The organism is Oleiphilus sp. HI0128 (genome assembly GCF_001635365.1).
In genome coordinates this window covers 13,820-27,908 of sequence record NZ_LWGG01001416.1, presented here as the reverse complement: position 1 = coordinate 27,908, position 14,089 = coordinate 13,820, and the positions used below count along the sequence as shown (strand labels likewise).

Genomic DNA, 14,089 nt, shown 5'->3' with positions numbered 1-14,089 from the left:
ATCAGAATGGTACGGCCTATCTAGCACCTCAAGTGCTGACGAATGTTGATCACTCGATGTCAGTAATGCGTGATGAGACCTTTGGTCCAGTTGTGGGGATAATGGCTGTTAGCTCCGATGAAGAAGCAGTAAAGCTTATGAACGACAGTGACCTGGGATTGAGTGCAGCTATTTATAGCAATGACCTAGAGGCTGCGACTGCGCTAGGCGAAAAGATTGAGACGGGTACTTTTTTTGTTAATCGCTGTGATTTTCTAGATCCCGAATTGGTGTGGACAGGGGTGAAAAATACCGGGCGTGGTTACTCTTTGTCTGTGCACGGCTTTGATAATTACATCCAACTAAAGTCTTACCATATAAAATCTATTTGAGAGTAATTGACTATGCATATATTGGAGGGGAACTGGAACTACCCGAATCAGATTATTTCGGGCGCCGGTCGTTTGGCTGAGCTCGCTACTCAGTGCCAGGAAAAGGGATTTGAACATCCTTTAATCGTGACGGATCCCGGTCTTTCGAGCTTACCTATTTGTGATGAACTCAAGCAGACACTTGAGCGCGCAAACATTAAGTTTGATGTTTATGATCAGGTATCAGCCAACCCGAATCAAGAAGATGTGTGCCGCGGTGTTGAGCAGTTTAAACGCTCAAAGCATGACTCAGTAATCGCTTTTGGTGGTGGCTCAGCACTTGATGCAGCAAAAGCAATTGCTTTAATGGTTGGGCAAGAGCTACCTATTTGGGAGTTTGAGGATGTTGGCGATAACTGGTGCAAGGTAAAGGAGGAGGGTGTTGCACCTGTTATTGCAATTCCTACAACAGCTGGAACAGGTTCAGAGGTTGGTCGTGCTTCTGTCATTACTGATTCAGAAAAACACCTAAAGAAGATTATATTCCACCCAAAGATGCTACCAGTGCTAGTGATATTGGACCCCAACGTAACGACAGGTTTGCCAGCTAAAATTACCGCTGCAACGGGCTTGGATGCCTTATCACATTGCCTTGAAGCTTTTTGCTCACCTTCTTACCACCCGATGGCTGAGGGTATTGCGCTTGAAGGTATGCGCCTGATTAAAGAAAATCTCCAGCTTGCATACGAAAATGGCGATAACCTAGAAGCGCGGATGCATATGCTGGTTGCTTCAAGTATGGGGGCTGCAGCGTTCCAGAAAGGTTTGGGAGCGATGCATGCTATCGCACATTCTATAGGTGCAACATATGGTGCGCATCATGGTCTTCTAAATGCTATTTTGATGCCTTATGTCCTCGAAGAGAATTATAGTGAAATCAAAACAAAGCTCGGGCGCGCCGCGAGATATCTTGACCTAGACGGAGGTTCCGCAGACTCGTTTATTTCTTGGGTCCACCAACTTCGAGCAGACCTTGGTATACCACGTACCTTAGATGAAATCGGTATCAACTTAGGCGATGTACAAAAATTAGCTGCCATGTCTGTTGAAGATCCTTCAGCTGGTGGCAACCCTATCCAGCTGTCGTCAGCTGATTATGCGCGCTTGATCGGAAATGCCATTCAAGGCGTAAATGAAACGCCTGGGGAAGGGGCGTAGGCTGCATAATGGATAACTATAAAGTCGCCATTTTGCAGTGTGATGACGTGCTAGATAAGTTCCGGACCGACTTCGGAAACTATCCGGGTATGGTTGAAGATTGCTTTACGCAGGTCTCGCATAGCTTAGAGTTTTTTACTTATGATGTGCGTAAAGGTGAATATCCTAAACAGATACAGGATTTTCGTTTTTATGTGATCACTGGGAGCAAAGCCAGTGTCTACGATAATGAGTTCTGGATAAGTAAATTAGTAGAGTTTGTGCAATGTCTGGATCGAGTATCGATACCTGTGTTTGGAATCTGCTTTGGTCATCAGATCATGGCTTTAGCAAAGAATTGTTCGGTTGAGAAATCTTCTAAAGGTTGGGGTGTAGGTGTTTCAAGTAATGAATTAACCAAGTGCGCCTATGACTTAGGCTTTGAGGGAAATGCCCTTAATATGATTGTTAGCCATCAAGATCAAGTCCAGAATATACCGCAAGAATCCAAGCTTCTAGCGACAAGTGATTTTTGTCCATACTTTGCCGTTCAATGGAGTGATTCCTTGATTAGTATCCAAGGGCACCCGGAATGGACTTGTGAATACTCTGAAGCCTTAATGAATGATCGTCGCGACCGAATCCCTGCTAATACAATTGAGGCTGGTCTAGAGTCCTTAGCGAAACCTCTGGATAACAGGGGTTTCCTAAGTGTAATTTCGAAATTTTTACTTCAGAAAGCGTGATGTTGGTTTTGGTGGCTGTTAATGTGCGTGACTTATCGGCAAGGTAGTTAGGGTGTCATTTAGCTCGCTTGAAACTGCCTGGTTTCTACCATTCAATTTTGCACTATATAGTGCCTTGTCTGCTCGCTCTTTCAGGCTATCAAGGGTTTCACTTTGAATGAAGGTCGAGGTACCAGCACTAATGGTTACAGGGATAATTTTGCCCTTATATAGGTAGGTGTGTTGCTCTACGCTCTGCCTGATTCGATCAGCAATTTTTAAAGCTTGATTGGCATCTGTATCATCTAGAATTAATACGAACTCTTCGCCACCGTAGCGAAAACACAAATCACTTCCACGCGCGCACTTTTTGATTGTCGCTGCAAGGTCGCGAAGGACGCTATCACCGGCTAGGTGTCCGTATGTATCGTTGACGTGTTTAAAATGATCAATATCAAGCATGAGAACGGAAAGAGGGGTGTTGTGACGTGTCGCTAGCTCTGCCTCTCTGTGTAAGCTGGCATCAAGTGCGCGTTTATTGCCGCAACCCGTTAACTCATCTCTAAGCGCTGATTGAAGTGCTGCTTGATATAGTTTTGCATTTCGTAAAGGAAATACCAAGGTGCTAGCCAGGCGCTCGATAATGGAAAGTTCTTCTTCAAGAAAGCGCTTCTTTCTAGAAAAGGTAATTGCGCCTAATTCTGTTTCGTCCATGGTGAGGTTGTACTGGCAAGAATGTACACCAGATTTATCACCAATTGTGATAGGGCTCTGATTGGAAGCTTCATGTTTCATTTGATCAAATGACACCAAAGTCTGGACTTCACTCGCAAACATATGAATGATGTCACTACAATCTAGCGTGGTTTGGAGGCGGCGAGTTAAGCGAGAAATAATATCGTTATTGTCGCTAATTGATTTATTTAGATCGCGATAGGTAGATACTATCTTAGCCTTATTAAAATCAATTGTTGTATCGTTTCGTTCGTTACCGCTCATCGTATGGCTCCACAATAATGTTCCAGTATTGTTAATTAATACAAATTGTGGGCCAAGCCAGAAAAACAGCTTATAAACAATGCTTTAGATGTGATTGAACAAACTATTGACGCGATTTGTTGCGTTGCGGCTTGCCGGTTCGTCAAAAAAATGTCTCAATATTCGGCCTCTAAAGGCCGTCACGGCAGTGCGTCGCCACTTGCTTCGTCGATATTCTCAACATATTGATAGAAATAGCGCCTTGAACCGTAGATAATAGCGAAAATTTTTGAAAACCCATTTATTAGTTTTGGAGCACTTTCTGAGCAATGCGCTTAAAGTCCATTAAGTTAGCCGGATTTAAATCTTTCGTAGATGCGACGACGGTTCCTTTTTCTACCAATATGACCGCTATCGTTGGGCCTAACGGGTGTGGTAAATCAAACATTATCGACGCTGTTCGTTGGGTGATGGGTGAAAGTTCGGCAAAGAACCTTCGTGGCGAGTCGATGACTGATGTTATCTTTAATGGCTCTACCGGTAGACAGCCCGTCGGACAAGCATCGATCGAGTTGTTGTTCGAAAATCAGGAAGGCAAGCTGAGTGGTGAGTATGCTTCATTCACTGAGATATCAATAAAGCGGAAGGTCACAAGAGAAGGTAGCTCTCAATACTACTTAAATGGCACTAAGTGCCGAAGAAGAGATGTTACTGATATTTTCCTCGGTACGGGAATGGGGCCTCGATCTTACGCAATTATTGAGCAGGGGATGATATCCCGCTTAATCGAGTCCAAGCCTGAAGAGCTTCGCGTATATCTCGAGGAAGCAGCAGGAATATCCAAATATAAAGAGCGTCGCAGAGAGACAGAAAACCGTATGCGTCGAACTCAGGACAATCTTGATCGCTTGGCCGATATTCGTGAAGAACTTGGTAAGCAGCTTCAGCACCTTAAACGGCAAGCAAATGCAGCTGAACGTTATACTGAATTCAAGAAAGAAGAACGTCTACTCTCTGCAAAACTTCATTTTGTATATTGGGATCTTCTCGATCAGGACCTATCGGGCAAGTCCGATCTGTCTGTTAAATATGAAAAAGAAATAGAAGATGCCGTTATTGCTAAGAATAGCAATGAAAACAAAGTGGATGTGCTGCGTACTGAACTTGAAGACAAGCAAGAGGTATTCAATAAGTTTCAGGCAAAATTTTATCAGTCTGGCGGTGAGATTGCTGCGCTAGAGCAAAAACTTAAGTTTATTAAGAGCCGCCAGCTCGAGCAGGAGCAACAGGTTAGTCGGCTTAAAGAGGAAATTGCTGAAATTGACGAGGTATTGTCCGCTGACCATGAAACACATGAGCTTGTGCTAGCGGATCTAGAAGAAATTGAAGCGGTATTTATTGAGCTTCAGGAGCAGCTTGAGCAATCCTCTTTCGAGCTGGAAATGCGCGAATCTGACATGGAATCCTGGCAACTTCGGTGGGATCAATTTAACCAGGACTCTGCAAATGCTCAAAAAAGCGCAGAGCTTGAGCAAGCTAAGATCCAGCAAACAGAAGAACGAATTCAAGAGCTCGAAATACGGCATGAACGCCTATCTCACTCCTCTATTGATGTGCAGCGAAGTATTGAAGAGCTAGATCATGGTCAATGGGAAGAGGAGCAGTTGATAGTAGATGAAAAACTATTAAGCTCTCAGCAGGAAGTTGATGACATATTGCCTAAAATTGAGCAACAACAAGACAAGATTGAATCACTAAGCGATCAGAAGTCTATCTTGCATGCAAAGATATCGGAGCAGAAAGCTGTCCTCGCTTCGCTTGTAACACTTCAAGAATCTGTCTTGGGTGATGATTCTAGCGTTTCTGCGCAAAAGCGGCAGATGGGTATTGATCAGCTGCCATTGCTGATGAATGAGCTTAAGGTCACTTCAGGTTGGGAAATTGCTGTTCAGCAAGCGCTTCATGATTGGATGAACTCTTTGGTTTCCGACGGCGTAGCAACGGATCTTATTCTGAATTGCGAAACATCAACTCTGGAAGGTTCTGTTACCTTATTAGATAAGGATAAAAATGGATCAAACTCTAATGTTGTAGCAAAATCTGGATCACTTGCTCAATATGTTGAAGGTGCACCGTCTCAAGTAATTTTAATACTAAACGATATCAAAGTTGCTGATTCAAAAGAGCAAGCACAGCTTGCTATTGCTACACTGGCGGAGCACGAGTCTGTTATATGTACTGATGGCCTTTGGTTTGGTCAAACATGGGCAAGAGTATACAGGCCCGGTGATACCGAGGCAGGCGTTCTTGAGCGTGCAAATGTTATCGCAAAAATAAAGAAAGCTATTCCAGCGCTAGAGGAGCAGCTTGATGCCGTTAATCTTCAACTTGAAGCCAATAAAGATGCTCTACATCAATATCGTAAAGACTTAGAGTCTTTCGAGGTATCTATTAAAACGCTGACCAATGAGAAAGCTCGAATAGCTGGTCAGCAAGGAGCAGATAAAGCCAAGCTAGATCAATTCAATCTCCAGCTAAAACGAAACGATGAAGATATCAAGGAGTTGTTAGATCAGCTTGAACAGTATCGTGAGCAACTTGCTGAATCGCGCGAAATCTGGAATGAAGCGCTGCTATCGCTTGATGAGTTCACTGAGCGCAAAGCAGTTCTTAGCGAAGAAAGAGAGCGTGTTCAATCTCAGCTAGAGATGTATAGAGCTCAGTCTCGCGAAGCGCAAAATTCAGTACATCAGAAACAAATTGAACAACAGCAAAAGCTTAGTCAGGTAAACTCCCTAAAACAAACTATTGAGAGGCTAGGCAAAGAGTTAAGTTATAAGAAGCAACGAATTACTGAGCTTAATAATAGCGAACATTACGAAGATGAGTCCTTAGAGGACTTGTCTATGCAGCTTGAAGGTCTCTTGGAATCCCGGCTAATTGCAGAAGAGCGACTGAATGAAGCGCGAAAATCCGTTGAAAGCGTTAGTATTAGCTTGCGCGAGGAAGAGGGCGCTCGCGTTAAGTTTGAAGGTGCAATACAGTCAGCAAGAGAAAAGCTCGAAGCAATCAGGATGGATACTCAAGCGCTATCCATTAATAAGAAAAACCTCGAAGAGAGGATTCTTGAGGATGGATTCGAAATTGATGCGCTTAGTTCACAAATTCACGCAGGCGACAACGAAGCAAATTTGAAGGCAGCTTTGGAGCAATTAGGGCAAAGAATTCAGCGCCTTGGTTCGATTAACCTTGCTGCTATTGATGAATTTAAGGTTCAGAACGAGCGAAAGCAGCATTTGGATGAGCAGAATGATGAACTTGTCGATGCGCTAGATACGCTTGTGGATGCGATTAAAAAGATAGATAAAGAAACACGCACCCGCTTCAAGCAAACATATGACCAAGTAAACGAAGGCTTGCAGCGCCTCTTTCCGAAGATATTCGGTGGTGGCAACGCGTATCTTGAATTAACTGATGACAACTTGCTGGAAACTGGTGTCATGATTATTGCGCGTCCACCAGGAAAGAAAAATGCCACGATTCACCTTCTTTCTGGGGGTGAGAAGTCTCTAACTGCTATCGCGCTTATCTTTGCTATTTTTGAGCTGAATCCGGCACCTTTCTGTATGCTGGACGAAGTAGATGCCCCGCTTGATGATGCAAACGTTGGCCGCTTTGCCAGAATGGTAAAGGAGATGTCTTCTCAAGTGCAGTTTATCTATATCTCTCATAACAAGGTGTCTATGGAAAAAGCAGACCAGCTTATGGGTGTGACGATGCATGAGCCTGGCGTTTCCAGGCTAGTCTCTGTTGATATTGATGAAGCCGCAGCAATGGTAGAGGTATAGTGTTGGTAAAAGAGTTACAGATAATTTATTCGCATCCTACTTTGTTGAAACAATGTAAACTTTAAAACTATAATTTATACTAAGTGCAGGGCGTTTTTAGCTCCTTTCGATGCGTGCTCGCATCATTGATATTTATATAAGTGAAAAAATGAATTTAAGAGACTGGTTAATTGTTATCGGTGCAGTAATTATCGTTGGTATTTTGATCGATGGTTACAGGCGCATGCGTATTGCCAATCGTGACTCACTTAAGATGTCTCGTGACATGAGTGGCGATTTGGGTGCAGGTGATCCGCTTGAAGACGATTTTAATCCTGAATTACCCAGTGGTGGCGCGCGCGTTGTATCTTCAGGTGCACTTGAATCAGGCATTGAAGAAGTTAATTCCTCTAAGGATAAAATCGAACCTAGTCTGAATTTCGATACACCTTTTAACGATGATGACGTAAAAGAAGATGGAGCCATTGTTGCCGATGCGGGTTCGCGTATAGAGCTAGAGTCAATCGAAGTTAAAACGGCTCACGCCGGTAAGATCAAGAAAGTTGCTGAAATCGAAGTTAGTAGCGCAAGTGAAAACAATGACAAGCACGCGCTTGTTATCGTTATCAATGTGCACGCAACAACCAACAAAGGGTTTTCGGGAACAGATGTTAAACAGTTGCTGGAAGCTTGTGGTCTCGATCACGGTGATATGTCTATCTTTCATCGCCACGAAGAAGATGACCTGTTAAGCCCTATCCAATTTAGTGTTGCTAACGCTATCGAACCTGGATATTTTGATCCAGATACATTAGCTGAAATATCCACGCCTGGAGTGAGCTTCTTTATGACCCTGCCTGGGCCTAAGGATTACAGTAAAGCTTTCGAATTTATGCTCGAAACCGCGCAGTGTTTTGCTAGAAACTTGCAAGGCGAACTTAAGGATGAAAACCTAAGTGTGATGACGCCACAAACTATTGAGCATTGTCGCTCAAAGATTAAAGAGTTTGAACGCCGCCAGCTGTCTAAAGTAAAACTTTAATCAGCGAAAATTTCACTAACATCAGCGCTAGCCTTACATGTCCAAATCTATCGATGCCTCGCGCTCACGCGCAAACGAGCTAAACCAGCTGCTTTCACGCTATGCATACCAGTATTACGTTTTAGATGACCCAAGTGTACCCGATTCCGAATACGATCGATTATTTAAGGAGCTTCAAGATATTGAAGCTGCGTACCCGGAGTTAATTAGTGCTGATTCTCCGACTCAAAGGGTTGGCGGCCAACCGCTCGATAAATTCGCCCAGATTGAGCATAAGATTCCTATGCTTTCTTTGGATAATGCATTTTCTGCTGATGATTTACAGGCCTTTGATTCTCGACTACATGCGCGCCTAAGCGGCTCTGCCACGATAAGTTATGTTGCAGAACCAAAATTAGATGGTGTTGCAGTAAGCCTTTTTTATAAGCAAGGCAAGTTAATTTATGGTGCGACTCGTGGTGATGGAAAAGTGGGCGAAGATATTACTCACAACGTACGTACCATCAACTCAATACCGCTTCGTTTGCTTGGTAGTGGTTTCCCTGATGAACTAGAAGTGAGGGGTGAGATATTTATGCCTCTGGTTTCATTCAATCGACTTAATGAAGAAGCGCAAACGAACGGAGACAAACTGTTCGTTAATCCGCGTAATGCTGCCGCAGGTAGTTTACGCCAGCTCGATTCCAAAGTGACAGCGAAAAGGCAATTGAAGATGTGCGCCTATTCTGTTGGCTACTCTTCTGGACTAGGGCTTCCCAGTAGTCACTTCTCAACACTTGAAAAGCTTAATGAATGGGGCTTTGTGGTCAATAGCGATATGCAGCAACTTCAAAATATTGAGGAATGTATCGCTTACTGTGAGATGCTTAGCGATAAGAGGTCATCACTCGATTATGAAATAGACGGCATCGTGTTTAAGGTGGATGATTTTGCAGCCCAAATGGAATTAGGCTTCGTTGCGCGTGCGCCACGCTGGGCTGTTGCTTATAAGTTTCCTGCTCAAGAGGAGCTTACAGTGCTCGAAAGCGTTGACTTTCAGGTTGGGCGTACCGGCGTTCTCACGCCTGTTGCTCGTTTAAAGCCTGTTTTTGTCGGTGGCGTGACCGTTAGCAACGCAACCTTGCATAATATGGATGAAGTTAAGCGTTTACAAATAAGGGTAGGTGACACGGTTGTCATTCGCCGTGCCGGTGACGTAATCCCTAAAGTTGTACGATGTGTTAAAGAGCGTCGACCACCAGATAGTGTTGATATTGTCCTGCCAAAGTGCTGCCCCGTTTGTGATTCCCCTATAGAAATTGAAGAAGATGGCGTGCTCGCTCGATGTAGCGGCACACTTGTCTGTGGCGCGCAATTAAAAGAGTCTATAAAGCACTTTGCCAGTAGAAAGGCTATGGATATTGACGGTTTGGGTGATAAGTTAATCGACCAGCTTATTGATAAAGAGCTAATCCAGGACGTAAGTGATTTATATAGACTTGATGCAAAGAACTTAGCGCTCTTAGAGCGTATGGGTGAAAAGTCAGCAAAAAATATTGTATCCGCCATCGAGATATCCAAGCGATGTACACTTGCTCAATTTATTTTCGCTTTGGGAATTCCAGAGGTTGGTGAAACAACGGCAGAGCTATTGGCTGAGCAGTTTGAAAAACTAGAGCGCTTAATGCAAGCAAGCAAAGAGCAATTGATAGCGTTAAATGATATCGGGCCGATAATGGCTGACAATATATTTACGTTTTTTCAGTTCGAGAACAATCAACAAAAAATATCCCAGCTAATCGAGTTGGGAGTGAGTCCAGCGCCTTTAATTGTGCCAAAGCAAAGCTTTGAAAGTGCGTTTAAAGACAAAAAAGTTGTTATTACCGGTACGCTTCCAAGTATGGGGCGTGACCAGATGAAAGCACTACTTAAGGAAAATGGTGCCAAAGTTCAATCAAGTGTATCTAGCAAAACGGACTACTTAATTGCGGGTGATGCTGCCGGTTCTAAGCTAGATAAGGCAGCTAAACTCGGTGTCGAGGTGCTTAATGAGGAACAAGTGCTCTCACTAGTTAAATAAGTGTGAACTATAAGACGTTTCCATAAAGTCCAGCTGTCACTTACTCACTGTTTTTAATATCATTTAATAGATTCAATAATTTGCGACGTCAACGCAAAAAAACAATGAGTAGAGTAATGGATTATTTGCACGTCTTGATCAAAGCAACTTTTACATCAGTTTGTCTAATGCTAATCGGTGGCTGTACTGGCGATAGTGATAGCTCTGAACCACAAATAGCTGCTGTCGAGCTATCCAGCCCACCACTCGAAATACTTGGATTCCCACCCCAAACCCTATACTACGATAGTCCATTTACATTTACTTTTGGTGCTGCTGGTGGGTCTGGTGCATATCAAATGGCCTATGTTAAGCATCCTGAAATTAATGATGATGTAACCGACATCGATACGAATATTGTTGATATGTACATCGAAAACATTAGCTCTTCCGCTGATGATGATGACGCAATAAAGCCTGCATTTAAGCTAGAGGCTTTAGTAGAGTTTCCAGAGGGAGCATCTCCGGAAACTCTGGTAGGTAGAAACTATACATACGGGCTTGAATTGAGTGATGGTATTAATTCAACTTCTGAAACATATGATTTCTCTGTTGCTGCAAACGCTCTTTCTTTCTCGGGAGGCTCGATTATCAACGAGGGGGCTTCCTCTATCGCAAGCATTAATAATCTTGTAACGGCCTATAATGCTGGTAACACCCTCGTTTGTAACCAAGTTGGTGACATAAGTTTAGGCCGTAGGGATGTCGACGGCGTGCATGTTTACCCTGCAGCTTTCCTTGTTGAATTAGAGGCACCTGTCTCAAAACGGACAACTGCTTATTATAAAACCACATCCAAATACAGCTCAGATCTGCGAGAAAGAAACGCCTCGAACATAGAGTATGCTCGCCCTGATGTTGATTATCGTTCAATTGCAGAGGGTGATGGTAAGGTAGTCTTTGAGGCTGGGCAGTCAGCCTGTTTTGTGTTGGTAGAGACAATTGATGATGGGATAATTGAGAGTAATGAGACCTTTGAAATAGAATTTACCTCGGTAGAAGGTGCGCTGATAGACATTGCTTCAGCAAATAAAACTATTGAAATTATCGACAATGAGCCTAGCGTAACAATGTCAAATATTGAAAGTGTAGGAAATGAGGGCTCCTCTTACAACATTCCCGTTAACCTACGGGCACCCTATGTAGCAGACGTTGAAATTGCTATTTATGTCGATACAGATAAAACAACAGCGGAGCAGTCTGATTATTTGCTTACCCCTGAAAACGGAGTTTTGCTGATTCCTGCTGGTAGTCTAAACGGGGCGATTTCCGTTGATATTCTAGAGAACGAAGATTTCGATGACGACTTAAGCGAAGATGAAAAAATAGTTATCCGTACAGATATTGAGGATATTATTGATGCAGAGCCAAGTGAGTTTATTATCAATGACTGGGTCGATAACGCAGTTGTTGCAAGAGGTGAAATTGGACAAGAGGCTGTAGATTTTACTATTGACTCAAATGGCCGTGTAATTTCCTTAATTTCTGACACTTCAAATATTAATAGCGTAATTACCTTGAGTTTGAGGCATCGTTCTGGCGATATTGCTTTAGTTGACGGCCTGTCTGACTTGGTCATTGCGCTTCCAGATACGAATCTTAAGCCAATATCAATTTCGACAAGTAAGGATGAAGTTGATCGAATAGTTATTGTGTACGAAGTGGAAGCGCAAAATGCTGATGGTTTTTTTGGACGCCGCGATTTTGGCGTTATGGTCTTGGCTGGGAGTGAATCCGGCGCGTTTGATGTCGAGTCTACTTCATATTATGGAAGCGAGGAAGATGATTTCATAAGCAGTACTCGCTTGTATGGTAAGGAATTGTACGTTTCGGGAAATACCTCTGGGTTCATGTTGAATGGTGAGCCTGCCGATATTGCGAATCGAGGCGGAGTCGACGGCTTTGTCTATAAAATTGATATCACTAACAATGCACCTGTTTGGTATCGCTTTGTTGGAACTGAAGAAGACGATGACATAAAAAGCATCGATGCGGGCAATCGAGACCTGATTTCGCTTAGCGGAATAAGAACGAGTTCGATGGATGGAGCTATTGGTTCACTTTCTGTAAGCACAAAGCTCACTCGCGAGAATGTAGATTTTCCAGAAATAAGTTCAAACCGTGATGATAATGTAAGGGTGATCAGATATGACTCTGACCTTTCCGGCTTTAGTGTGCTAGCTGATGGCCTTGGATTAGAGTACTCAACCACAGGTGTGACAAGCTCGTTAACCAGGGATGTGGTGGTTTATAGTTATGATTCTGCTTTTAATTCGACTGGTTATACAGAAATTTCTTCATCCGGGGCTGATGTTGGTGTCGCGATGATAAATACTGATGAAGACGACTTGCTTATTGTCGCAGGACAAACTGATGGTCAGTTTTCTGATCAAACCAAACTTGGTGGTGATGATGCCTTTGTGACGGTACTTGGCAGAGAGGGAGCCGGATATTCACAGATTGGGCTTGTGCAATTTGGTTCAATACAAAATGACAGAGTGATATCACTTAAGGAGTATAGTGATAGTAAGTTTCTTGTGTTGTGGAGTGAAATGCAAACTGACCCTGGGCAGGAGACTTATAGGATATCGGCGTTTTCTAATAGTGGCGAAATGTTGTCCTCGCCACTATAGCGTTTCACAATGATAAAGTGGTGCTCAGAGGCTATAAGCGCCTTTTAGTAGCATTCTCAACTGAAGCTTTGTCTTGTCTGCTTCTTTCGTGCGTTCGGTCTTTGTGGCGTCCAGGCAGTTGCCGCCCATCTGAAAAACAATCGTTACCATAGCTTCCGCTAAAGCGTTGCGCGTCTGATAATCCAAGGCGGCTTTGTTTGTTCCTTCTATCGCGCGCACTTTAAGATATTCTTCAAGCTCAGTAACAACGTGTCGAATTTCCAAATTAATCGCAGATCTAAACTCTTGAGAGTTACCAGTATGCTCCCGTAACAACAAACGAAAGTGGTTTGTGTTGCTCATAAGGTATTCAATAAAGGTATCGACAGAAATATCAATTGCAGTGCCTTGTTCTTGAATTCTGGAGCGAGCCTTTCTAAGAAGTTGGCGTAATGCTAAACCTGCCTCTTCGACCAAGGCTAAACCAAGGTCGTTCATGTCATCGAAGTGTCGATAGAAGGAGGTTGGTGCAATACCCGCCCCACGTGTTACCTCACGCAGACTGAGCCCGGAATAGACGCGCTCGGGACTCAATAAATCTAGAGCACTATCTAATAAAGCTCTTCGTGTTTTTTGTTTCTGCTCAGAACGTTTTGTCACAGCTACTTTTCTCAGAACAATTAATAATTTAGCGTATTCGATAATGATAGCACTAACAATTAGTCTTGTGGGCGTAATCCACTCATAATTAACGATAATTAGCTATCGCCAGTGCGGCCTAAGTATCAGCTAGATTAACCTGCGCTCATTTTATTCTTGGATAAGTTATTTAATACCTTGCGGGTAGTGCATGGTGAATTTAATCTGTTGAAATATTGCGTTTCTGCCGCACATCGTCAATGCCACCTGCATTTGTAACTCTGCTATACCCGGCTGCAATCAAAGCATTCTTCGCTTTTTCCGCGCGCACACCCCTGGCGCAATAAACAACAATCTCAGTGTTTTTGTCGGGATACTGCCGGCTAACTATAGGAACGATTTCGTTGTGGGTGGCACGTAGGTCACCATCTATATGGTCGAAAGTGTGTTCAATTTTACTTCTCACGTCGATCCAGACAGGGTCTGCCAATATGATATTGGAGCCAAAGGTGGCAAAACATAGTAATACTAGGCGGAATAAATAGGATGGTAATCTCATAGCTTTAAGTCCCTGTAATGAGTAGAGGCTAATATAAAGCCTAGAAACCGAAGGCAAATATG

Annotated in this window: 10 protein-coding genes; 7 read left to right on the top strand and 3 right to left on the bottom strand. The window is 43.3% G+C overall.

The features are described 5' to 3' along the window. The 3 genes from A3763_RS23525 to A3763_RS23515 all read left to right on the top strand — a co-directional run. A partial coding sequence (locus tag A3763_RS23525) for an aldehyde dehydrogenase family protein (protein WP_156495293.1) occupies positions 1-371 on the top strand: 371 nt, incomplete at its 5' end. A 12-nt stretch (positions 372-383) separates the two neighbouring features. Continuing rightward, positions 384-1,568: an iron-containing alcohol dehydrogenase gene (locus tag A3763_RS23520; protein WP_068516696.1), complete on the top strand. Its 1,185-nt coding sequence runs from the start codon at positions 384-386 to the stop codon at positions 1,566-1,568. Between the two features lie 8 nt (positions 1,569-1,576). After that, positions 1,577-2,293 (top strand): hypothetical protein, encoded by a 717-nt coding sequence (locus A3763_RS23515; RefSeq protein WP_068553483.1) that lies wholly within the window; start codon positions 1,577-1,579, stop codon positions 2,291-2,293. 18 nt (positions 2,294-2,311) lie between these two features. Here the strand turns inward: A3763_RS23515 and A3763_RS23510 are convergent, their stop codons facing one another. Next, entirely contained in the window at positions 2,312-3,271 is a 960-nt protein-coding gene (locus A3763_RS23510) for a GGDEF domain-containing protein (protein ID WP_068516688.1), read from the bottom strand. 308 nt (positions 3,272-3,579) lie between these two features. On the opposite strand from A3763_RS23510, the gene smc reads away from it, so the two are divergent. From smc to A3763_RS23490, 4 genes are all read left to right on the top strand, one after another. Next, positions 3,580-7,098: a chromosome segregation protein SMC gene (gene smc / locus A3763_RS23505; protein ID WP_068566544.1), complete on the top strand. Its 3,519-nt coding sequence runs from the start codon at positions 3,580-3,582 to the stop codon at positions 7,096-7,098. 148 nt (positions 7,099-7,246) lie between these two features. Further along, entirely contained in the window at positions 7,247-8,119 is an 873-nt protein-coding gene (gene zipA / locus A3763_RS23500) for a cell division protein ZipA (protein WP_068508495.1), read from the top strand. 37 nt (positions 8,120-8,156) lie between these two features. Beyond that, positions 8,157-10,178, top strand: coding sequence for an NAD-dependent DNA ligase LigA (ligA, locus tag A3763_RS23495; protein WP_068553188.1), 2,022 nt, complete (start codon positions 8,157-8,159; stop codon positions 10,176-10,178). Positions 10,179-10,282: 104 nt separating this feature from the next. Then, entirely contained in the window at positions 10,283-12,850 is a 2,568-nt protein-coding gene (locus tag A3763_RS23490) for a Calx-beta domain-containing protein (protein ID WP_156490344.1), read from the top strand. 24 nt (positions 12,851-12,874) lie between these two features. On the opposite strand, the gene fabR is transcribed toward A3763_RS23490, so the two are convergent. Together fabR and A3763_RS23480 are read right to left on the bottom strand one after the other, a co-directional pair. Beyond that, a complete protein-coding gene (fabR, locus tag A3763_RS23485; RefSeq protein ID WP_068508482.1) occupies positions 12,875-13,489 on the bottom strand; it encodes an HTH-type transcriptional repressor FabR in 615 nt (204 codons plus the stop codon). A gap of 199 nt (positions 13,490-13,688) precedes the next feature. Next, positions 13,689-14,027 (bottom strand): rhodanese-like domain-containing protein, encoded by a 339-nt coding sequence (locus A3763_RS23480; RefSeq protein WP_068508484.1) that lies wholly within the window; start codon positions 14,025-14,027, stop codon positions 13,689-13,691. Positions 14,028-14,089: the final 62 nt, after the last annotated feature.